Raw genomic sequence first — 22,803 nt, 5'->3', positions numbered from 1 at the left:
TTTTATCAAAACATTTTCTACGATCGCGTTAAGATTCTTGATTGGGAGCGAACATCTGCCCATCGCAATCACTCCCCAGTATCTTCTCCTACTCTACCCCTTCATATCGCCAAGGTACCGGATCGACCGCCTGAGCGTGAACATATAACCCCCAGTGCAAATGCGGCCCGGTGGAAATGCCCGTCGAACCCACTCCACCGATGACTTGACCCGCTTGCACCATATCCCCTTCTTTAACATCAACCCGACTGAGATGAATCAAAATACTCGCCACCCCTTGACCATGATCGATCCCCACCGTATTTCCATGCAGTTCAAAACCTTGGGACTCCAACCCCACCAACGCCACACGACCGCCGGCCGGCGCCACCACTGGCGTTCCCGTACCCGCCGCATAGTCAACCCCTCGGTGATAATAATCTTCGGCAAATTCACCGTTATAATAGCGACGCACCCCATAAATGGTACTGACATAACCCTCGCTCGGTCGCAGAAACGGCCCATTCCAGTATTTTTCCGGCGTTACCAGGGCTTTAAACGCATCAACTCGGTCAAACTCATAATCAGTCCCCTGAATGCTATTCTTATCGTCTGAGAGCCAAATAGACTGGGTAGGGAAACTGCGATCGCGTACCTGTACGCTAACATTCTGTTGTTGACTCCCGTCGCTAACGATCAGTTGTCGAGATCCCCCCCGCTCCAACGGTGTAGTCGGAACTAACGCCCGATAGCGGTTTCCACCGACGGAAAACATCGGATAAGTCTTGCCATTTAAAACAACCGTTGGGTTAGAACTCGGTAAATTTCCCGTTGCATTCATACTTACCGAGATCGTATCCCCCAACTGCGGAGAAGACGGTTTCACCTGAACTTGAAAACTAGCCGTCGCCGGAAGCGCGATCGCCAAACTGAGCGTAATCAAAGCTAGCATCAAGCTTTTCAGCCAGCGCCATTTTCTCCAACTCTGTATTCCAAAAGCAGAAAAGTCCAATAAATTTAACATTTCCATTCAAACCTCTTTACACTCAGCACTTATTAGCCAATAGGCAATAGGGAATAGGCAACAGACAATCTTGCTAGAGGTAATACTTTTGTAGGGGCGGCTTGGTGAGTAAATCTATGTTACCCACAAAATAAGTTACATAAACCCGCCCCTTTACAGTCACCACCTCACCACCTCACCAGTGTTTACAGTTAGCAGTTATCAGTAACCTCACAATTTCTTCTGAGGAGGGGGCGGGTTTAGATCAGTTGTCTGTGGGTAACAAACGCCGATTACAGAACCCGCCCCTACAACCGGGGCGGGTTTAGATCAGTTGTCTGTGGGTAACAAACGCCGATTACAGAACCCGCCCCTACACCGATACCCGACACCCGACACCTGTTCCGGTGTTCCCTGTTCAAATAGCAGTCCCATCTTAAAGTTGCTACTCTAATATTTAATTAACACGCTGTTACATTTTGTCGCTTTATTTAAAATCCGTGCCAGAAGACTTTAGATTAATTGTTGATTTAGTTCTCGTACTCGCCGCCGCCACCGCCGGGGGTTTGCTCGCCTCTTTGCTGAAACAACCCGCCCTGTTGGGTTATCTCATTGGCGGTATGATCATCGGCCCTTCTGGACTGGGTGTGATCAAAGAATTAATACAAGTCGAAACCCTTGCCCAGTTTGGGGTCGCCTTTCTGCTGTTCGCTTTGGGCGTCGAATTTTCCTTTGCCGAACTCAAGAAAGTCCAAGCCATCAGTTTGGGGGGAGGGGGTTTACAAATTATCCTAACCATGCTTCTCACAACCGTTGTTTCTGGGGTCATGGGTTGGGTCAGTTCTCCAGTTCAAGGGATCTTTTTGGGGGCAATTTTATCGCTGTCCTCCACTGCGGTTGTCCTCAAATGCTTGATGGAACGCAACGAAACCACCACGCCTCACGGTCAAGTCATGTTAGGAATTTTGGTGGTGCAGGATTTAGCCTTGGGGCTAATGTTAGCCGTTCTTCCGGCTTTAGATCAACCCGTTGAAGCCATCGGTTTGGCAGTGGGGCGAAGTCTGTTACTGATTGGCTTATTTGCCCTCGGTGCGGTGGCGGCCGGAATTTGGGTGATTCCCTCATTATTGCGTTTTTTGGCTCGCACCGAAAGCCGAGAATTGTTTTTATTGGGTGTGGTGGTTTTATGTTTGGGAATTGCCTTATTAACCGAACATTTGGGCTTTTCTATTGAAATGGGCGCTTTTGTGGCGGGTTTGATGATTTCGGAGGTTGAATATGCCGATCAAACTCTGACTTATGTTGAACCCCTGCGGGATATTTTTGCGGCTTTATTTTTTGTTGCGGTTGGGATGTTAATTGATCCGGTTTTTCTGTGGCAACATTTAGAACTGATTTTAGGATTAGTGTTTCTGGTTGTGATCGGAAAATCTTTACTCATTATTCCGATTGTTCGCACTTTTGGCTATACGCTGAAAAGTTCAATTCTTGCGGGTTTAGGATTGGCTCAAATCGGTGAATTTTCCTTTGTTCTCGCCAGTGCAGGTCAGAGTTTAGGTTTAGTTTCTCGTCGGGTTTATCTCCTGATTTTAGGAACAACGGCCGTGACTTTAGTGATTACGCCTTTTGTTTTACAACTGATTCCCCGTCTGTTAGATTGGATGGAAAATGTGCCTTGGTTGTTTGCGCTTTTAGAAGAAACGTCTTTACCGATTGCTATTTCTGATGATTTACCCCAACAAAATCATGTGATTGTTTGTGGTTACGGACGGGTCGGACGAAATTTGGTACAAATCCTCAGAAATCATAATTATCCGGTTGTGGTTATCGATCATTCCGAACGAACAATTCAAGAATTACGCGCGGCAAAAATTCCTTATTTATATGGGAATGCAGCGAGTTCTCACGTGTTAGAAACTGCCGGAGTTGATCGCGCCTGTGCAGTGGCGATCGCCCTTTCCGACCCGATGAATACTCGACTTTGTTTGAAGCGATCGCTAGAATATTCGCCGGATTTGGATATTACCGTTGTTGCTTATCGAGATAAAGATATTGAACTGTTGTATCATTTGGGCGCCAAAGAAGTGGTACAACCGGAATTTGAAGCTAGTTTAGAATTATCGACTCATTTGTTATTGAGTATGGGATTGGCGCTCAATCATATTCAACAGCAAACCCAGAAAATTCGCAACAGTCATTACCTCGATTTGCGCCCGGAAGCATCTCCCGTACAAATTTCTCGAAATTTACAACAAGCGGCGCAAAATATGAACAGTAAATGGTATAATCTTCCGGAAGATTCTCCCTTAGAAGGAATGACCATTCAACAAACCGATTTGCGCCATCTCAGCGGGGTGAGTGTGATGGCAATTCGTCGATCAAACGGGGAAGAATTCGATTATCCTGATAGTAATACGACGCTGAAAAAAGGCGATCGCCTGTTATTAGTGGGAGAACCGGAAGCTTTAAATATTTTAGATTTATTGGCAAAAGGAGAGGTTAAACTTCCCTCTGAAAGTGTGTCTTGTCAGTGGTTAGTTATCCTCGAAAATAGTCCCGCAGTCGGGAAAACTTTAGCCGAAATTGATTTACTCAGACGCTACAGCGTCCAGGTGCAAGCTTTACGCCGTCAGGGAAAATTCTTGCGTTGGCCTCATCCGACAATGGACTTACAAACAGGGGATCATTTGTTACTTTGCGGAGGGTTTCAAAATCTCAATCAGGTTCGTTGCGATTTGATTCCGATTACCACTTCCGGGAATGCTAAAACAGCAACATCTTCTAAATCATCTACAAAAGTTGAAAGCAATCCTAGCGAAACCAAACAACCGGCTACCCTTTAGCTTTTGGGTTTGATGTAAGCGATCGCCTGTCGCCAAATCAGGATCGGTTGCTGCTGTTCATCTTGCAGACAAATACAGTTATTGTCTTGCCAAAATACCGTACCGACGAGGAGATCGTTAGTTAACAGTTTAACTTCGATCGGTTGTTTATCTTGGGTATAGGTTTGTACTTGGCGAATACTCGGTAAACCCGTATCAAAATCAGACATGATCGCTCTTAGGTTGGAGGTGAAAGATTAGAGTCACAAAACGTTTCCACAAATCGGAAAATAGAAAGATAAACCCGCCCTAGAATCCTAGATTTAGGGCGAGGAAAAGGCTAAAATCGATAAACTTGACCATCAATTAACAGTCGAGTAATTCCCTTAGCTTGCAAACAAGGAGCCGCTTTTTGCAGCAAACGAGTATCCGGAACTTTAAACACTCGTTGGTTGCGGGCTGAAAAGCGACTGGCGACCCGATGATTATCAAACACGGGTAAGGTCTTTTCGTGAACCTCATCCGGGGGAATTTGTCCTAACTCGCTAAAGGCTTTTAAAGGTTTAGCAACCAATTCCGCCGAGCGATCAATGACCAGATAGCAGGTTTTGGGGAGTTCGGCTTCCGTTAGGGGTAAGATTTTAACCAGAGCCGATCGAGCCATTGACAAAGAGGAAGAAAAGAACTGTTCTCCTTCGTCCTCGTCATCGGTATCATCCTCGATATAGTCCTCGTCCTCGTCTTCGTCGTTGTCGTCCTCCTCCTGTTCAAACTCGCTGAATTCTTCTCGCAAAAAGTCCTCAGCCATCAGTCCAATACCAGGGGGATCGGAAGAATAGGAGTTGGAGGGTTGATCTTCGGATGATTTAATAATCGGCTTGGGTGTCGGCGTCGTCGAACTTGCTGATTCTGACGATTCACCATTTTCGCTAGCAGAAGACCGTTTGCGCCGTCGCTTCAAGCTAGGAGAAGAATCTGACGAAGGGGATGCTTCTTCAAATTGTTCTTCTTCTTGAGGCGGGTCGTTGTCCTCGTCCGGTTCAACGGTTGCGGTGAAGATGGTTTCTTCGGCGTCTTCGGCATTGCGGGTCGAACGTTTACCTGTGCGATGCAAACGTTGTTTTTGTTGAGTTAGTCTCTCATAAGTATCCTTGGGGATAGCACTTTGCAGAACCCGCCTAACGGTTGAACTGCTCACGCCATAGCGATCGGCCAGAGTAATAGTTGTCTCCTCTGGCATCTGCTGATACAACTCAATAATTTCCTGTTTTTCTGGGTCAGATAATTTGGAGGATGACATTCTATTTTGGGGTTTGAGATCGGAGAATCGAGAATCAGAAACTGGGTATCGATAGGGGAGCGTTCCTCAAAAACAGAGGTCTTAAACACGAATCCTGAGCTTGTCCAGTTCTCTCTATTTTAGCTTTTCGCGCTACCCCGTCTTCCCCGTCTGCTTTGACGAGAGCGGGTGGAAATGTCGTATTCTAAAACCGCACCAATACCAAATAAAATCCCGGTAAACACGAAGAAAACTTCTAATAATCCCCCGCTTTCATATTCGGCTTGAACCCGAGCATCTGTCCATTTGAAATACATATCCGCTACATACAGCGAGAAAGTCGCAAAGGCAATCATTCGCCAAGATTGAGAAAAACGCCCGCCCCAAAAAGCCAAAATCAGGGCTGTTGCCAAAATCAACAGAAAAACATCACCGATAATGTAAAACAGATTCACCCAGGTCGCCAGCGGCTCTAATTGGCGATCGAGAGCAACGATCCAACTGGGAGCGGTGGTTTCTTCTTCTGCTTCTTCCTCTGCGGCGGGGGCTAAGTTCGGTGCAGAAGCCCCAGGATTTTGAGCGTTAATCGTCGCGGTGGCTTCTGGGGCGACTTGTTCGATGGCGACAGGTTCTTCGGAGCCAATTAAGCCAAAAAACGACGGATCGGCGACCCAAATCGCCAAAGCCGTACCCGCCACCGCCACGCCCAAAATTGCCGCCCACTGCCAAATTTCTAAATTCAAGCGTTTGGAGGTCACGGCTAAAACCATCCCCCAACCCAAGAATAAGTAACTCAAGATATAGGGTAAATCGGCCAGGGAAACATCGGGATCTAAATGCCAGACTAATTCCCAAATTCCAAACAATACCCCGGCAATAAAGTAAAAGAAACACCCCAAACCAAAGCCCAACCAGACATTACGTCCGCTCACCATTTGAGGGCTTTGCCAGTTGCGATAACACACTAAAGCCGCCCCGAGAAAAGCGCCCAGTTCAAAGACGTAAGTACCTATGGAGTACCATAACGGTAGCTCCTCCCCTTGGGGGGTGACACTAAACAGTAGAAAGAACAGTAATGCCAGTACAGCCCAGATCATGCCGAAAATCACGAGATTCTGAGCCGAAAACACAGAGGAGAGCGACAGCGATTTTTCTTGTGAAGTGCTACTCATAGGGATAAAATATCAGACAAATTAACATGAAAGATTATGATTTGATGCCCTATCAGGCCGGCCAGACTTTTGAGTAGGGTCTATAGTTCAGCGTCCCATATCCGAGACACGGCGACGAGTCTTTCTCAACATTCCTTAACCTATTGCCCACAGTTTACCCACAGAAGATTGATTGAGCCAACTAATAAAGTAAGCGCGATCGTCGCCGTTCATTTCTTCTAACACTTCATCTATTCCCTCCGCAAAGCTAGTATTGCCAAAATATTGTTTGGCGAGTTGATAAAGTTCTTCTAACAAAGTCTTGAGATGATCTTCATGCCAGGGGGGAACCTGAAGGTCGTCGAGGGGGTCTTTTTTCAGCAAGGTTTTCACCGCCTCTGGAGTTTCCGTCTGGGGCAGTTTTGCTTTGTGAAAAATTTGGGTTAAATCTTTTTCAAAAGACCCTGCTTGGCGAGCGCCTAATAAGTCTTCGACATCAAAGTAAACGGCTTGCAAAACCAGCAAACACGCTTGAATGAGTGCAGACTGTTTATTATCGCTGCTGCTGACACCATCGCCAACGAGTTGATCCGGGCGAACCTTCCCCCAAACGCTATACCGATCAGGTTCTTCAAGCAATACACAGGCTTTGCCTCGGTTATCGGTTAGATCTCGCCAAAAAGCTCTGGCTTCATCCGATTGTTGGGCGGTAAACACTTTCATCAGGCGAAAACTTTGTCCCTGATAATTCAAAATGGGAATCTGCTGATCCCGATTTGGGTGTTGAATTGTTTTAATTTCAACATCCTGCCGTTTCAGAATAAACATGACACTCTGACCTACTCCTGGATCGGGCTGGAGGCTGTGTCTGTTATTTTAGTCTCTAACACTGACCTCCGACTAGAAGCATAATAGGGGGATTCCAGCTTCATCCCAGAATAACACGAGTGAACCTTTGATCTTCCCCGGTTTCAGGCAAGCTTGTCCACTCTCGGTTGCAAGGATTGGGTTTCAATTGCTGAACCTTCCTGATGATGGCGATCGGATCGCCACAATTGAACAGAAAACTTTATCTTTGACTCTGATCAGCTATAATATAGCAATTGATTGCAATCTTGGGTGTGTAACTCAGGTGGATAGAGTAGCTGCCTTCTAAGCAGCGAGCCGTAGGTTCGAGTCCTACCACACCCGTTAAATCTTGATTTCACACGATTTAGCCGATTTATTAAGAATTAATTCCGGCGATCGCAATAATTAACCGTTCAATCTCGGATTTTTCGGTAAAATAATGAACGCAAGCGCGAATACAATCGGGATTTAAAATCGTTCGCACGCAAATATTCTCCGTTTCCATTGCCTCAACAACCGCTTTATGAACTAAACCATTCGTCAGTTGAAACGACACCAAACCCGCCTCTGGGGGAGAAGTTCTTAAACAATGAACGTGAGATAATTCCGATAGTCCTTCCCACAAATATTGACTCAAATTACAGATTTGTTGGTAACGTTCCTCTATCGTTCCCCATTCGTGATGCAGGGAAATTGAACGTCTCAAACCCGCAAACAAGGGATAAGCGGAAGTCGCCACTTCATAGCGTCTGGCGTCCGGTTTCCAGTCTACCGGATATCCGCTTTTGTCGTATTGAATCCCCCGCCAACCGATATAAGAGGGATTAAGAGTTGTTAACGCCTCAGGACTGGCATAAAACCCGCCCACACCTTCCGGGCCGCACCACCATTTATGACCGGTAAAGGCATAAAAGTCAACCCCCAACGCCGTTAAATTCAGCGGTAAAACCCCCACAGACTGCGCCGCATCCACCAACACCCTCACCTTTCCTTCTCGGTGGTTGTGACAACATTTAACAATCTCAGCCAATGGCAAAACTTGACCGGTGTTCCATAAAATATGACTGATCGCCAATAAGCGAGTATTGGGTTGTAAATGGGTTTGAATCACCGCCACCGGATCGCCTTGGTTCAACGTTTCTCGCAGCGGACAAACCGACACCTCTAGCTGAAAACGCCGTTGTAATTCTTGAACAATCGCAATTATACCCGGATGTTCACAATCTGAGAGTAACACATGATCTCCGGCTTGCCAATCCATTCCCCACAGGGCAATATTACAGCCTACGGTGACATTTTCGGTTAAAGTTATGGTTTCCGCACTCACCCCCAACTCATTCGCCATACACTCCCGCATCTGGTTTGACTCGTCTGTTACCCAACTTCCCGCTTTCACGGAAAATGGCCCTTTTTCTTGGACTTGTTTGTAAGATTGATAAATTGCATCGAGAGACACCTCAGGGAGCGGCCCTTGTCCGCCATAATTAAAATAGGCTTTGTTTGCTAAAGCGGGAAACTGTTGTCGGTAACTTTCTAATGTCAAATTTGTCATAATTAGTTTAATCTGTGGTCAGTTGTTATCTGTTATTGCCTTTTATACCCTATACCACGAAGCTGGACTTCACCCATCATTCATGCGGAAGGAATAACAGGGGGAATTGCTTCAGAAGGGAAAGGATTTAACAACTTTACTTTCTGTTCGTTTCCCGCTTTTCTCCAAATTGCTTTTAATTTCATCACTTCAATTTTGATTTCATGTTGATTACCGACCAACAACTTTTGTTCTTCCAACGGTGTTCTAGACGCACCTATCTTGATGTTTATGGAGATTTTACCCGAAAAGATCCCCCGAGCGATTTTTTACTGAAATTGATGCAAGATAGTTTTGACTTTCAGCAAACTATTTTAGCCGACCGCTCTTATCAACAACCGGATTTTCCGAGAGGAAATTGGATTTTAGCCGCGCAAGAGACGCTCAACTTGATGAAACAAGGGTTTGAACAAATTCATAAAGGGGTATTGCTTTTTAGCGAAGAACCCATCGAAAATATTCTATCTAATTTTCAGTCGATTGAACATTCTCCGCAAGTGGTTTTACTCAGTTATCCCGATTTATTAGTTAAGCATCCGGGCGAGTCTAATTTTGGCGATTGGATTTATATTCCCACCGATATTCGACTCGGTAAACGTCCCAAACTTGACTATCAAATTGTGGCGGCGTTTCACGCTTATGTTTTATCACAAATTCAAGGAACAAAACCGGAAAAATCCCGCCTAATTTTACGGACTAAAGGAGTTTATGAGGTCAACTTAAATCAACGTCTTCCTCAGATGCAGGATATTTTACAAGACTGTATCCAAATGCTGGAAAAACAGCAAGAACCGGAAGTGTTTATTGCACGTCAAAAATGTAATTTGTGTCAGTGGTACAATCAATGTTATACCATCGCTCAATCTCAAAATCATCTCTCTTTGCTTCCCGGTGTTACTCCCAGTCGTTACAGCCGTTTGCAAGCGTTAAACATCACAAGTGTTGCGGCTTTGGCGGAAACTTCCCTAGAATTTCTGTTGAATTATCCCGAATTTAATGAAGGGATAGCCGCGCAAATTATTCAACAAGCCAGTGCAACTTTAAATAATCAAGCGGTGCTTCGTTCAACTTCTGAAAATCTCAATAATGGCAAATCGATCAATCTTCCAACTGAAGAAAATCTTCAACAAAATAGACTTCAATCTGTTTTTAATCCCCTACCCAATGTGTTGAGACGTTCGCCGATAGAACTTTATTTTGATCTCGAAGCGCAACCCGAGTTAAACTTGGATTATCTGCACGGGGTTTTGGTAGTTGACAGACGTAACAATAGCCAAAAGTTATATTCGTTTTTAGCCGAAAATCAAGCGGAAGAAGAAAAAATATGGCTGGAATTTTTAAACCTGGTTTGGACTTATCCCATCGCACCGATTTTTCATTTTTGCGACTATGAATCTAAAACCATTAAACGCCTAGCCAAAGCTTACAATACCCCGGATTATCTTTGGAAACCTTTGCTCAAACGGTTAATTGATATTCATCAACAAGTTACCCAACTCGTTACACTTCCGGTTGAAAGTTACGCCTTAAAACCTATTGCTCGGTGGATGGGGTTTGAGTGGAACGATCCGAGTGCGAATGGCGCCCAGTGCGTTTACTGGTACGAACAATGGTTAAAAACAGGCGATCGCACTTTGCTTGATACTATTGTCCGTTATAATCAAGATGATTGTCAAGCGACTTTTCATGTAAAAGAATGGTTGACCAACTTTTTAGAAAATGTAGAGGGTTCTCAAGTTGAAGTACAGACTCAATGAAAGTTAACGCGATAAAAGTTCTAATTTTCATCTGTGGATGGGTGATTTTTATTTCTATTTTTATCAATCAGCCAAAGAACACTTTATCCACAGAAAATGGGTTTGATTTTATCGGAAAAGCGACCTTTCCGACGGGGTTCTTATTTCAACAAACCGAAGTCGGGGGATTATCAGGAATTAGTTACAACCCCGACCGACAAGTTTATTATGCAATTTCTGATGATCGCAGCAGCAAAGCACCCGCTCGGTTTTATACTCTAAAAATTGACTTGAGTTCCGATCAACTTTTGGAAAATGGCGTTGAAATTATCGACGAAACAACCTTACTCAATTCCGCTGGTGAACCTTTTCCTGAAATGAGTTTAGATACCGAAGGAATTGCATTTACTGGGGAAAGTGTATTCGTTTCTTCCGAAGGAGATGTCAAGCGTTTACAACCGCCTTTTATTAAAGAATTCTCCCTCGACGGACAAGAACTTAGAAGCTTTCCCATTCCCGATAAATTTCTCCCAACTTCCGAAGAATCAAAACGGGGAATTCGCAATAACTTAGCCTTGGAAAGTTTAACCCAAACTCCCGATAAACGCTATCTATTTACCGCAACAGAAAATGCACTGGTTCAAGATGGAAAAGCCGCCACTCCAGCAGAAGGAAGTCCCTGTCGAATTTTACGATATAATCTACAAACAGGTCAGCCCGATCAAGAATTTCTCTATATTACCGATCCCATTGTTACAGCACCCCGTTTTCCAAGCACTTTTCAAATTAATGGTTTGGTAGACTTGTTGGCTATCGATGAAAATCATTTACTCGCTTTAGAACGTTCTTTTGCGATCGGTGTCGGAAATACGATAAAATTCTTTCAAGTGTCTTTAGAAGCTGCCGATCGCATTCAAGGACTCGATCGCCTCAAAGGTGAAATAGGAGATCTTTCACCCGTTCGGAAGACTTTGCTGTTAAATTTAAGCACATTAAATTTTCCTGTAGACAATATCGAAGGTTTGACCTTTGGGCCAACATTATCCGATGGTCGGCGATCGCTTATCCTAGTCAGCGATAATAATTTCAATGCCCTACAAATTACCCAAATTTTAGCCTTAGCCGTAGACGATAATACACTGCACGACAAAGACTAAAAACCGGGTTTCTTTCTCTAGAAGGGTCCAGCGCAGAAACCGGGATAACCAAAAAACCCGGTTTCTTATGAGTTACCGGGTTTTTGTAGACTCTAGAAGGGTCCAGCGCAGAAACCGGGTTTTTCTCCAGATACATCAACCCACAAGCAAAAAACCCGGTTTCTTATGAGTTACCGGGTTTTTGTAGAAGGGTCCAGCGCAGAAACCGGGTTTTTGTCGAGATCGAAAAAAAAATTTGATCAACCTCTTGACAACTTCCCAGAGAACGTGCATAATAGAATTTAGTCAAAAAAAGGGACTGTAGTTCAATTGGTTAGAGCACCGCCCTGTCACGGCGGAAGTTGCGGGTTCGAGCCCCGTCAGTCCCGTTCAAAAGATAGAGTTAGAAATGATAGCAGTCAACGGACTGCGATCGCCAGGATTCATCATAAATCTACCATTAGAGAGGTTTTGAGCAAAATCTTCTCAACTCAACAAGATTAAGCCAGAACAAGCACACAGAGTTGGTAGAATGAGATGGAGATAGGCGCGATCGCAGGCCTTTGACCCAAGCAGAAGGATTATTTGTCAACGCCTTCACAGTGGCTCATCTTGGCAATTATATCGATTGAATTGTACCAAAAATCTAGAAAATACAGATTAAATAAGTATGAGTGTCAGAGTTCGTCTTGCCCCCAGTCCAACCGGAAATCTTCATATAGGTACAGCGAGAACGGCTGTATTTAATTGGTTATTTGCTCGCAACCAGGGCGGTAAGTTTATCCTGCGAATAGAAGACACCGATATCGAGCGATCGCGCCCCGAATACACCCAAAATATTATCGATGGACTTCAGTGGCTAGGACTAGACTGGGATGAAGGCCCGTTTTTTCAATCCAAACGTTTAGAACTCTATAAAAAAGCCATTCAAAGCTTACTGGATAAAGGTTTAGCCTATCGCTGCTACTGCACATCGGAAGAACTAGAGCAAATGCGAGAGGCTCAAAAAGCCAAAGGTCAAGCCCCCCGCTATGATAACCGCCACCGCAACCTAACGCCCTCTCAGCAAGCCGAATTTGAAGCCGAAGGACGCCAACCCGTGATTCGTTTCAAAATTGATGACGCGCGCGAAATTGCTTGGAATGACTCGGTGCGAGGTCGAGTGGTGTGGAAAGGGAACGATCTCGGGGGCGATATGGTGGTCGCGAGGGCCTCTAGCGGGACGGAAGTGGGCCAACCGCTTTATAACTTAGCCGTTGTCGCCGATGATATTGATATGGGAATTACCCATGTGATTCGCGGAGAAGACCATATTGCCAATACAGCCAAGCAAATTCTGCTGTATGAAGCATTTGAAGCCAAAGTGCCGGAATTTGCCCACACGCCGCTGATTTTAAATCAAGATGGGCGGAAACTCTCAAAACGAGACGGTGTAACTTCAATTTCTGACTTTCAACAGATGGGCTTTACCGCCCCGGCTTTGGCAAACTATATGAGTTTGTTGGGTTGGACTCCGCCCGACTCGACTCAAGAAATTTTCTCCCTCAATGAGGCGGCGAAACAGTTTAGTTTTGAACGGGTCAACAAAGCCGGCGCCAAATTTGATTGGGATAAATTGGACTGGTTGAATAGCCAATATATTCATAATATGCCCGCAGGAGAACTGACGGATTTATTAATTCCCTATTGGCAAGAGGCCGGATATGAGTTCGATCCCGAAAGCGATCGCCCCTGGTTAGAACAGCTTACCGCTTTGATCGGCCCGAGTTTAACTCGTTTAAAAGATGCGATCGTTGAAGCTAAATTGTTCTTTTCTCCCACTGTAGAAGCGGATGAAGACGCCAAAGCTCAATTACAACAAGAGGGAGCATTAACAGTTTTGCAAGCGATTTATGACAAAGTGGATTTCGATCAAGCCCTAACTGCTGATAGCGCTCAAGAAGTGATTAAAGCGGTGACAAAAGAAACGAAATTGAAGAAAGGGCTAATTATGCGATCGCTCAGAGCCGCTTTAACCGGAGCAGTTCACGGCCCGGATTTAACCGAATCTTGGGTCCTTCTCCATCAAAAAGGGGTCGATCGGGTTCGCTTTGAAAAAATCTTGAATAGTTAATTTTTTCTGAGGATAATATTATGACAGATTCTTCCAAAAAACAGACCTCTAAAACTCAAGGTGTTGGGTTCCAAAAAACCGATAATGAGCCAGAGTCTAAAGCATCTGAGTCTTCTCAAGCCGAAAAAGCGCCAGAAATGACGGATGCCAAAAAAACCGAACCGAAAAAATCGGAACCGGAAGTTCCCACCGAGTCCATTTCTGTTTCTCCGGTTGCAGCCGATGAACCCGTAAAGCCGGAAGTTCCATCGCCCAAACCGCCCGAGCCGAAGTCGGAACCGGTCAGCGCCACGCAGCCGGAGGTTGCACCGAAGCCCGAACCGGTTAGTGCTGTTAAACTGAACGCAGAAACCAAAGCCGAACCGGTTAATATGGTGAAGCCTCCGACTGAAGAAACCAAACCTCAACCCATGAGCGATTCGATGAAACCCCCAGAAGTAAAACCGGAGCCGATCAACGTGGTTAAACCCCCCGCAGAAACCAAAGCCGAACCGACAACAGCGCCGACTGTACCGGTAATTGTCGAAGAAGAACCTGCAATGCTTGAAACGTCTCAATTTGATATCCAAGCACTTAAGGATAAAGTCGTGAATGTCATTTCCGATCTTCCTGAGGCTTTCAGTAATTTCTTTTCCGAGTATCAACGTCCTTTGTGGACGGTGGTTGGAATTATTTTGATCATTATTACGGCTAAAGCTTTAGTCGGGGTATTGGATTCGGTCAATGATGTTCCTTTGGTCAAGTCTACCCTGGAAATTGTCGGGATGGGATATTCGGTCTGGTTTGTTTATCGCTATCTGTTGCGTTCGGAAACTCGTCAAGAATTGCTGGCTAAGTTTCAGTCTTGGAAAGCGGAATTTTTGGGCGAAGAAGATTCATTGTAGGGTTTTCGATCTCCTCGGAAATTTTCTGTTGACGTTTGGGTTTTCAATAGGGACAATTTAGAGGGAGATTCGACTTTCTTTGAATTGAGAAGTTAGAACCAACAGGACTGACCTATTAACCCGGTTTGTGAAGTTCACGGGCAGATTTTAACGCTTGTAGATTCAGAAAAAACCGGGTTTTTTCACGACTTCTGTCTCATTAGTGCGTTCTCAATTCTCACTCAGAATTGATTCCCCGGGCTTGGCTGAGGGAAGTTTAGATTTTCGGAGGTGAAAGCTTGCCTTTCAAGAGAATTCATGTACAATTCTAGTGGGTTAAAATCTCCTCAAATTCACCATTAATTGGCGATCGATGACAAAGGATCAAAACCGTAATTTCGTCTTGGGAGCGATTTTTACGATTACTGGGTTGTTACTTCATCTTCCCACGCAGGCGCAACCCCTGCAATATAAAACGACACCGATGTTTGAAAATGTTAAGCTTTCTCCTAATTTTGCCCCCTCTCCGCTGACGGTGAGAGGGTTGAGTGGAGGGCCAATTTCTGCTGAAAATACCGCAGGTCGTCAAGAAACTCCGACGGGTGCTTGTATGGGTTTTGTGGATGAAAAACCCGATCACAAAATTGTTTTAACCGATTTTTTTAAGTATCTCAGTCTGCGGGTTCAAAGTAGTGAAGATACGGTTTTGGTGGTTCGCGGACCCGGGGGAAGTTGGTGTAACGATGACTATCTGGATATGAACCCCGGTATCGTCGGTCAGTGGATGTCTGGAACTTATGAAATTTGGGTCGGTTCCTATGAACCGGATAGTTATCATCCTTACGTTTTGGAAATTACCGACCAACAACAAGAATAAAGGATAAATTTTGACCGATTTTTATGAATTAATGAATCCGGAAAATTTTAAACAGAATTGGAATAAAGACGGGTTTTTTATCGTTCGGAAGTTGTTAGATTTGTCCGAAGTAAAAGAGTTAAAATTTATCTGCGACCGCATTTTAAATCGGTGGATTATTCAATCTAAAAACCCCGAAGAAACTGCCAATTTAACCAATATGGCTTTTCTCACCGAACCCCGTTATTTTTCAGAATATCCCCAACAATTGACTCAATTATTACATCTAATTTCTTCGGATAAAATTCTGGACATTCTCGAATATATTTTTGATTTTCTCCTATTATTTCACAATACCCAATACTTTTTTAATCCCGCCAATAAAACGCGAATGGGAGATTGGCATCGCGATCAACAATTTGATGCAAAAACGGAAGAAATTGAACGGTTAAGAATGCAAAATACCGTTGGAATACACGTTCATATTGCCTTTTTACCCGATAACAATTTAGAATATATTCCCGGTTCACATTGTCGTTGGGATAGTTCTGAAGAATTAAACATCCGCAAAGGTTTAAACGGTAAACCCAAAAATTCGGAGGATATCCCCAATTCTACTCGAATTTATCTTGATGTTGGAGATGCGGTATTTTTTAATGCTTGGGGAATTCATCGGGGGAATTATATTGCAGAAATTCCTCGCCGAACCTTTGATATTATTTATGGTACAATTCCCGATTGGTATACTCCTCCTCCCACCTGTTTTTTACAAGAAAATATATTTGCCGAGTTAACCCCTCGCCAACAATTGTTTTTTCAAAGATTTATTGATACTTACAAAAATCAATGGTCTAGTCGCTTGGGTTGAGTAAAAAAACCTGTCTATTATTAAAGAAACCGGGTTTTTGGCTTGTAGTCGCTTGGGTTGAGTAAAAAAACCTGTCTATTATTAAAGAAACCGGGTTTTTGGCTTGTAGTCGCTTGGGTTGAGTAAGAAAACCTGTCTATGATTAAAGAAACCGGGTTTTTGGCTTGTAGTCGCTTGGGTTGAGTAAGAAAACCCGGTTTCTTCTACGCTAATACCGATAAAGTTGGGTTGCGTTAGCACTTAACCCAACCTACAAAAATCAATAGTCTAGTTGGAAGACAGCAACTTTGACAATGCAGTTTTTAACATTTCAACAGCCCGATTAATTTCCGCTTCTGTTACAATCAAAGGAGGAACAAACCGCACCACTTTCGGGCCAGCCGGAACCAACAACAAACCCTCATTCATCGCCGCTTTCACCACTTCAATCGAAGTTAATTCCGCCTCTGAATTAATTTCCAAACCATTAATTAAACCCCAACCCCGCACATCTACAATTAACTCAGGATATTGACTCCCAATAGACTGAAGTTGACTGCGAAGTTGTTCTCCCCGCTGCTGAACATTGGCGAGAAGATTCTCTTTTTCTACGGTTTGACAAACAGACAACGCCACCGCACAAGCAAAGGGATTTCCGCCAAAGGTACTCGCATGATTTCCCGGTTCAAACACATCGCAAAACGACTTACACAGCATCGCCCCGATGGGAATTCCACCACCCAAACCTTTAGCCGAGGTGAAAATATCCGGTTCAATTCCGAGGTTTTCATATCCCCAGAGTTTACCACTGCGACCCATTCCCACCTGCACTTCATCGAGAATCAACAAAATTCCTTTTTCGGTGCAGATTTCCCGAATCCGTTGGAAATAAGCCAAATCACCCGGACGAACTCCCCCTTCCCCTTGCAGCGCTTCAAGCATAATAGCCGCGACTCGGCGTTCACCGGCATCGACTTCGGCAATGGTCGCTTCCAAGGCGTTAATATCGTTGTAAGGCGCGTAGACAAACCCCGGAACGAGGGGGCTGAAGCCTTTTTGATATTTGGGTTGTCCGGTGGCGGTAATCGTTGCCAAAGTGCGGCCGTGAAAGCTAGAATGGGCGGTTACAATCACCGGATCGGCAATATTTAACTTATCGTGAGCGTACTTGCGGGCTAGTTTAATCGCCCCTTCGTTGGCTTCGGCGCCGGAGTTGCAAAAGAACACCTTATCGGCGCAAGAATGAGCCGTGAGCCACTTGGCGAGTTCTCCTTGGGGGGGAACATAATACAGGTTGGAAACGTGGTGGAGGGTCTTTATTTGCCGGGTAACGGTATCAATTAAAGCCGGATGCGCGTGTCCGAGCGTACAAGTGGCGATTCCGGCTACAAAGTCCAAATATTCTCGTCCGTCGGTATCCCACAGGCGGCATCCCTCACCCCGTTCTAGAGCGAGGGGAAAACGCCCGTAGGTATTCATCACGTGAGCGTTAAACTCATCGGGGCTGAAGGGCGTTGTATCGGTGCTTGTAGAGTCTTTAAATAGGGTTTCTAAGCTCACAGCAAACTCCTAAACGTTAGCATTAGTTTCTATCCTGACCTTGATTTTAGGTGAAAAACCTCGGTTAATGGGGTCACAATAGATTGTAAAATGCTTAAGATCGTTAAGGGCTGCGCTCCGCATTTATACCGATAAGTTACATTCTAAATTCGGGCGGGAGTTCATTGGGATCTCGCATTTGTCCCCATCCCGGTGCGGCTTCTGCTGAACGGATAATATAGGCGGCTAACTTCTCAGCTTGGGCTTGAGGGAGCCAGGTTTCGGGAATTTGACGACACCAATAGTTTGTATCGCTGCCATCGAAGCTGATAGGATACCGAAAATAACTAACCAAATCTTTAATATTATCCCGAGGGGGAGTTGCGGCTTTCAGGTCTTGGAGAGATAAAGAAACGGTTGGGTAAGGGATGGTCACGCCTCCCGCATGACAGTTGAGACAACTGGCTTCAAACAGTCCTTTACCGGTGGTAAGATCTTCGGGAGAAAATTGCTGAGTATGGCCTTGATTATCGGCGGGAATTTCTATCGGTTGGCTGGCTAAATAGCGGCGAACATAAGGATCGACCCCTTCGGCTAAAACGGGGTTGGAAGCCGTTAAAACGCCGAGTCCAATCACTAAAAAAACGAGTAATAAGTTGAAAAGTTTTTGAATTAGAAATCGCATTGAGTAAAGATTTAAGTTAAGTTTTCCTTAGAACATCAGGTGGTTCAGACTTCAGACTTTAGATCTGAGATTAGCCAACTTTTCGCCGAAATGACTCCATCCGATCGAGAAAAGCAACCTAACTCTAAAACCCAAAATCCGAAGTCTACGCACCCGGTGATTATCTCAAATTAACGCAGGTATTTACCACCGCCCCACTGTTCGCCGCGAATTTTGGGTTCTAATAGAATATAACCCGCGATCGCGTAGAGATCATCCTCGGTGAGATTTCTCATCTTCGGATAAATATCTGAACTCTTGGTACTCGGATGGAGTTCGGCAATTTCGTAAAACCCATCATAGGTGGTGGGATTTTTCATATAGTCTATCAAGGCCTCAATATTATTGCGAGAAGGAACAGCACCTTCGAGCGATTCAGGACTTAAGTTGACGTCTGGATTGGTTTTGGTTACACCTAAGGCATGACATTGAGCGCAAGCATAGTTAAACAGTTCTTTACCCTGTCTAACCTCTTTTAAACTCAGGACAGTTTGCTCCCCTTGTTCGTTGAGGGGAAATGTCCGCAGGTCTTCGGTGAGTTCGATAGCGTTGGCACTATTGACAAACATTTGAAATGTGAAAAATACAGTGGCTACAGCCAGCCAAATGTATCTTTTGAGCATAATTCTCCTTAACCTTGTGCTAGTTATGGAACCTTGTAATACAAATTGACTCATCTAAAAGTGTTGGTATCGTCTCAATCGGGGGATCGGCGACAGCCAACAATTAAATGTCATGGATCAATCATCCTCTAGGATGTCTTTTTGGTCAAAAGGTTTGATCGCCATGAGTCTATTTGAGCGGGGATAGCCTGTTTCCGCGTGATTTTTCCCACCCCGTTCCTTACGCGATCGCAGGTTCTGTCTGACGGAATTTGCGAGTTCAGCAAGGGATTAATCTTGCTGTGTCGAATCTTCTTGTTGGCGGCTAGCCGTAATTTCTGACATAATCGCCTTGGCATCCTCCAACGCCAAACGGGTTTGAGGATGTTTGTAGGCAATTCCCAACCGATCGCACAGATTGAGTACCGCTTCTACGGGGAGATCGTAATCTTCCGCTATTTCTGCTATGGACAGGTCTGCAAAACCCATGAAATTTGGTTCCAACAGATTTTAATCAAAATTAATTATAGGAACTCTTGGTAACTCTGAAAACCTACTCGGCTGTTTCAAGCCCGACTTGGAGGGTTGAGAGTTGGACTTCTTTGGGGATTGCCTAGATATTTTTACTCAATACCTGGAGAGAATCCACCGATAAATTCTTGTTTTTCAACACTGTCCAACTCTTACCTATCTACGAGCGCAGATCAACTCAGCCCCTCAAATGTCGCTGCTGAGAGAATGATGCTGCTCACTGAGCGCCGAACTTAAAGGTTTAGCTTCTGGGCGAGCGGTATAATGAGCGGGTTTTTGAGGGAGACGATGAAGGCGAATGAATTGAGCTAAAGTTTTCTTAAGCTGAGTCCGAGGAACGATCTGATCGACAAAGCCGTGAGCTAACAGATATTCCGAGGTCTGAAAATTCTCAGGAAGCTTTTCTCTGAGGGTTTGTTCGATCACCCGTCGCCCCGCAAAGCCGATCGTCGCTCCGGGTTCGGCCAGAATCACATCTCCAAGCATGGCAAAACTCGCCGTTACCCCTCCGGTGGTCGGATGAGTTAAAACGGGGATATACAGCAGTTTAGCCGAGTGGTGATGCTCTAGCGCCCCCGATATTTTCGCCATTTGCATCAGACTCAACATTCCTTCTTGCATTCGCGCTCCCCCGGAAGCACAAATAATCACCACCGGATAGCGCTCTTGGGTGGCGTATTCGATCAGGCGGGTGAGTTTTTCTCCGACCACCGAACCCATACTTCCGCCCATAAACCGGAAGTCCATCACTCCCAAAGCCACAGGTTCACCGTCGAGTAAACCCATACCGGTTTGTACTGCATCCATTTGCCCTGTTTTTTCGCGATAATCTCGCAGGCGATCGCTATAGGATTTGCGATCGCGGAATTTCAGGGCATCGAGCGCGTATAATTTGGCATTGAGCGGCATCCAAGTCTGAGGATCAATAAGCTGCTGAATGCGTTCGTTGCTGTTTACCGGCATATGATGACCGCATTCTAAGCAAACCCGTAGATTTACTTGCAGATCTTTGGTGTAGGTCAATGCACCGCAATGAGAACACTTCACCCAGAGTCCATCGGCGATTTCCCGCTCTTGTCGTTCCGGACCGATGGGAACTGATTTTTGTCGATTTGCAAACCAATCAAATAGAGACATTAAAAGAGTTTTTTCGGTTAGATTTTGGATCTCAAGCTTGAGGCTGTCTGAAGCTCTCAGTTTACCTCATTATTCTGTGTGAACTACCTACAGCAAATCAATAGATTATCCGGTAGGCTTCCCGCCCAAAGAATAGCTTTCTATTACAAGCAATAGCTAGTCTTACATTCTGGCGACAGGCTTTGCCCCGCGTCCCGCAGGTCAAAATACACGGTTTTCATCAATTATGTTTATGAGTCTAGCTTGGTTATCGCTATACTTCTCGCCGTGTCGAGTTGTGTGTCATTCAATCACGACGCAGGCAATTGATCTCAACATCTAATCAAAGATTACGATGTGAGGTTTCTTGCCGTTGATGCTAAAATATCATCTATAATATAACGATCTGTATCCTTAATAAGTTTCTTGATTTAATCGGGCGATTCCGATTCCTCCTCAATCGGACTGAGCAGCAAACGGGCAGACCACTGATGCACCGAGTCAACTTGCAGTGCAGCGGGACTCCCCATACCCATGTATGAAGTCAGACCCAAATCGACAATTCGAGTCGGGATGCCGTGAGCGGCTAACACTTGCTGCATTAACTCGGCTTCCCATCGCATGGCGGTTGTTCTGAGGGTAATCCAAGACATGACGAGTTTACTCTTTTACCAAGTGGGGAAAAACAGGTTGAAGTAAGCATTTAGTATTGTCTCACCCCAAAGGGCGGTTAAGCCAGCAGCCAGGGCTAAAAATGGGCCGAATGGCATGGGTTGTCGCCGTTGTAGCCAACCGAGGGCGATCGCCCCACCCCCGACAAAAGCGCCGAGGAAACAAGCGATAAACCCCGCCAGGAGCAAGTATTTCCAGCCCAACCAGGCACCCATCAAGGCGGCTAATTTGCTGTCTCCGGCGCCCATCGCGGTTTGTCCCAAAGCGATCGATCCAACAAAAGCAATAATATCCAATAACCACAACCCCAAAACCGCCCCGATAATTCCCCCCATCAAAGCGTGACTCACCGTCGCCGGATTTAACCCATTATCCCACCCCCGAGCGATTTGAAAACCGAGTCCGACAACTAATCCAGATTGGGTGAGACTGTTGGGTAAAGTCAGGGTATCGAGATCGATAAACGCCAGAGCAACCAACCAACTCAATAAAGCCCAGTATCCAATCATTTCTACCGGGTTGGCTGTATTCCACAACACCACCAAAAACAGCAAGCCTGTGGCGGCTTCTACGAGGGGATAGCGGATAGAAATGGGTGCCTGACAATGTTTGCAGCGTCCTCGCAGCCACAACCAACCGAAGACGGGAAAATTTTCAAAGGGACTGAGGCGAGTTAAACAATGGGGACAGCGCGAAGGCGGATACAGCAGGGATAAACCCGCCGGAATTCGATAAATGACGACGTTGAGAAAACTCCCGATGGCAGCACCGAGAACGAATACTATCAAGTTAATTAGACTTGTCAGAATGATATCCATGAGGGAATGGGGAACAGGGAACAGGGAACAGGGAACAGGCAACAGGGGTAAAGGGTAAGGGGGAAAGGGTAAGGGGGAAGGGAAAAGGCAATTCTAAACTCCTGAACACAGCAACTTGTTTCCTCCTGAACTTGTTTCCTCCTGAACTTCTGACGACTGACATCACGACCTCACGACTTCTTTCCTCCCGACTCCTGAACGTTTAGGAGAGTTCGGAGTCAATATAGTCGATGGGAATAAACCGCTCCTGGGGTAATAAGATGGGTCGAGAGGAAAAGACCAACAAACCGCGATAGGTCTTGGGATGGATGACCACTCCCGAAGGTCGGCGCATTTGTCTGACGTGAACCCGCAGATAAGCGTGGTAAATTTCTCGAGCGACTCGTAATAAGTCAGCGTCGAGCCAGCTTTGATCAGATTGAGGAGCAAGAGGACGTTCAGGGCTGAGAAGCATAGACCACAGGAGAGTATTCCGGGTGTTAATGTGTTATGTGGTTAGACGGGAGTTGAAAATTCTATTATTAAATCATAGGAGGATTTTCAATTATCCTAATAAAAGACTGTTATCGACCCAGA

At 45.2% G+C, this 22,803-nt stretch carries 21 protein-coding genes and 2 tRNA genes; 9 read left to right on the top strand and 14 right to left on the bottom strand.

Features of this window, described 5'->3' with window-relative positions:
- Positions 1 to 88: 88 nt before the first annotated feature.
- Positions 89 to 1,003 (bottom strand): M23 family metallopeptidase, encoded by a 915-nt coding sequence (locus tag ACL6C3_RS01430; RefSeq protein ID WP_413168234.1) that lies wholly within the window; start codon positions 1,001 to 1,003, stop codon positions 89 to 91.
- Between the two features lie 479 nt (positions 1,004 to 1,482).
- Between ACL6C3_RS01430 and ACL6C3_RS01425 the strand changes: the two genes are divergently transcribed.
- Positions 1,483 to 3,825, top strand: coding sequence for a cation:proton antiporter (locus ACL6C3_RS01425; protein WP_413164608.1), 2,343 nt, complete (start codon positions 1,483 to 1,485; stop codon positions 3,823 to 3,825).
- Here ACL6C3_RS01425 and ACL6C3_RS01420 read toward each other — a convergent pair.
- From ACL6C3_RS01420 to ACL6C3_RS01405, 4 genes are all read right to left on the bottom strand, one after another.
- On the bottom strand, positions 3,822 to 4,034 hold the full coding sequence (locus ACL6C3_RS01420; RefSeq protein WP_413164607.1) for an Hfq-related RNA-binding protein: 213 nt from the start codon (positions 4,032 to 4,034) through the stop codon (positions 3,822 to 3,824). The genes ACL6C3_RS01425 and ACL6C3_RS01420 overlap by 4 nt on opposite strands.
- A gap of 110 nt (positions 4,035 to 4,144) precedes the next feature.
- Entirely contained in the window at positions 4,145 to 5,104 is a 960-nt protein-coding gene (locus tag ACL6C3_RS01415; RefSeq protein WP_413164605.1) for a transcriptional regulator, read from the bottom strand.
- Between the two features lie 119 nt (positions 5,105 to 5,223).
- Positions 5,224 to 6,255, bottom strand: a complete 1,032-nt coding sequence (locus ACL6C3_RS01410) for a hypothetical protein (protein WP_413164604.1) — start codon at positions 6,253 to 6,255, stop codon at positions 5,224 to 5,226.
- Between the two features lie 135 nt (positions 6,256 to 6,390).
- A complete protein-coding gene (locus ACL6C3_RS01405; RefSeq protein WP_413164603.1) occupies positions 6,391 to 7,062 on the bottom strand; it encodes an Npun_F0813 family protein in 672 nt (223 codons plus the stop codon).
- A 289-nt stretch (positions 7,063 to 7,351) separates the two neighbouring features.
- On the opposite strand from ACL6C3_RS01405, the gene ACL6C3_RS01400 reads away from it, so the two are divergent.
- Positions 7,352 to 7,425: transfer RNA gene (locus ACL6C3_RS01400), tRNA-Arg, on the top strand.
- 34 nt (positions 7,426 to 7,459) lie between these two features.
- Here ACL6C3_RS01400 and ACL6C3_RS01395 read toward each other — a convergent pair.
- On the bottom strand, positions 7,460 to 8,635 hold the full coding sequence (locus ACL6C3_RS01395; RefSeq protein WP_413164601.1) for an aminotransferase class V-fold PLP-dependent enzyme: 1,176 nt from the start codon (positions 8,633 to 8,635) through the stop codon (positions 7,460 to 7,462).
- Between the two features lie 203 nt (positions 8,636 to 8,838).
- Between ACL6C3_RS01395 and ACL6C3_RS01390 the strand changes: the two genes are divergently transcribed.
- From ACL6C3_RS01390 to ACL6C3_RS01360, 7 genes are all read left to right on the top strand, one after another.
- A complete protein-coding gene (locus ACL6C3_RS01390; RefSeq protein ID WP_413164599.1) occupies positions 8,839 to 10,431 on the top strand; it encodes a TM0106 family RecB-like putative nuclease in 1,593 nt (530 codons plus the stop codon).
- Positions 10,428 to 11,567 (top strand): esterase-like activity of phytase family protein, encoded by a 1,140-nt coding sequence (locus ACL6C3_RS01385; RefSeq protein ID WP_413164598.1) that lies wholly within the window; start codon positions 10,428 to 10,430, stop codon positions 11,565 to 11,567. Before ACL6C3_RS01390 ends, ACL6C3_RS01385 begins: the two co-directional genes overlap by 4 nt.
- Positions 11,568 to 11,861: 294 nt before the next feature.
- Positions 11,862 to 11,935 (top strand) — tRNA-Asp (locus tag ACL6C3_RS01380).
- A 281-nt stretch (positions 11,936 to 12,216) separates the two neighbouring features.
- The gene (gltX, locus tag ACL6C3_RS01375; RefSeq protein ID WP_413164596.1) at positions 12,217 to 13,659 is read left to right on the top strand and encodes a glutamate--tRNA ligase; all 1,443 of its coding nucleotides are present in this window, start codon (positions 12,217 to 12,219) and stop codon (positions 13,657 to 13,659) included.
- A gap of 20 nt (positions 13,660 to 13,679) precedes the next feature.
- Positions 13,680 to 14,543, top strand: coding sequence for a CAAD domain-containing protein (locus tag ACL6C3_RS01370; protein WP_413164594.1), 864 nt, complete (start codon positions 13,680 to 13,682; stop codon positions 14,541 to 14,543).
- A gap of 352 nt (positions 14,544 to 14,895) precedes the next feature.
- A complete protein-coding gene (locus ACL6C3_RS01365; protein WP_413164593.1) occupies positions 14,896 to 15,399 on the top strand; it encodes a hypothetical protein in 504 nt (167 codons plus the stop codon).
- A gap of 10 nt (positions 15,400 to 15,409) precedes the next feature.
- Positions 15,410 to 16,246, top strand: coding sequence for a phytanoyl-CoA dioxygenase family protein (locus tag ACL6C3_RS01360; RefSeq protein WP_413164591.1), 837 nt, complete (start codon positions 15,410 to 15,412; stop codon positions 16,244 to 16,246).
- Between the two features lie 267 nt (positions 16,247 to 16,513).
- On the opposite strand, the gene ACL6C3_RS01355 is transcribed toward ACL6C3_RS01360, so the two are convergent.
- The 8 genes from ACL6C3_RS01355 to ACL6C3_RS01320 all read right to left on the bottom strand — a co-directional run bounded on the left by ACL6C3_RS01355 (position 16,514) and on the right by ACL6C3_RS01320 (position 22,681).
- Positions 16,514 to 17,785, bottom strand: coding sequence for an aspartate aminotransferase family protein (locus ACL6C3_RS01355; RefSeq protein ID WP_413164590.1), 1,272 nt, complete (start codon positions 17,783 to 17,785; stop codon positions 16,514 to 16,516).
- Positions 17,786 to 17,921: 136 nt separating this feature from the next.
- Positions 17,922 to 18,449, bottom strand: coding sequence for a photosystem II cytochrome PsbV2 (gene psbV2, locus ACL6C3_RS01350; protein ID WP_413164588.1), 528 nt, complete (start codon positions 18,447 to 18,449; stop codon positions 17,922 to 17,924).
- Between the two features lie 170 nt (positions 18,450 to 18,619).
- Positions 18,620 to 19,111, bottom strand: coding sequence for a photosystem II cytochrome c-550 (gene psbV / locus ACL6C3_RS01345; protein WP_413164586.1), 492 nt, complete (start codon positions 19,109 to 19,111; stop codon positions 18,620 to 18,622).
- Between the two features lie 270 nt (positions 19,112 to 19,381).
- The gene (locus ACL6C3_RS01340) at positions 19,382 to 19,579 is read right to left on the bottom strand and encodes a translation initiation factor IF-2 (protein WP_413164584.1); all 198 of its coding nucleotides are present in this window, start codon (positions 19,577 to 19,579) and stop codon (positions 19,382 to 19,384) included.
- Positions 19,580 to 19,807: 228 nt separating this feature from the next.
- Entirely contained in the window at positions 19,808 to 20,758 is a 951-nt protein-coding gene (accD, locus tag ACL6C3_RS01335) for an acetyl-CoA carboxylase, carboxyltransferase subunit beta (protein WP_413164582.1), read from the bottom strand.
- A gap of 410 nt (positions 20,759 to 21,168) precedes the next feature.
- On the bottom strand, positions 21,169 to 21,390 hold the full coding sequence (locus ACL6C3_RS01330) for a hypothetical protein (protein ID WP_413164580.1): 222 nt from the start codon (positions 21,388 to 21,390) through the stop codon (positions 21,169 to 21,171).
- Between the two features lie 15 nt (positions 21,391 to 21,405).
- Complete coding sequence (locus tag ACL6C3_RS01325) at positions 21,406 to 22,227, bottom strand: prepilin peptidase (protein ID WP_413164578.1); 822 nt, start codon at positions 22,225 to 22,227, stop codon at positions 21,406 to 21,408.
- Between the two features lie 202 nt (positions 22,228 to 22,429).
- Positions 22,430 to 22,681, bottom strand: a complete 252-nt coding sequence (locus ACL6C3_RS01320) for a hypothetical protein (RefSeq protein WP_413164576.1) — start codon at positions 22,679 to 22,681, stop codon at positions 22,430 to 22,432.
- Between the last annotated feature and the right edge of the window lie 122 nt (positions 22,682 to 22,803).

The organism is Capilliphycus salinus ALCB114379 (assembly GCF_047276495.1).
Lineage (GTDB): Bacteria > Cyanobacteriota > Cyanobacteriia > Cyanobacteriales > Microcoleaceae > Capilliphycus > Capilliphycus salinus.
Note: the sequence above shows the minus strand (reverse complement) of the source record. Positions and strands in the feature narration are given on the sequence as shown.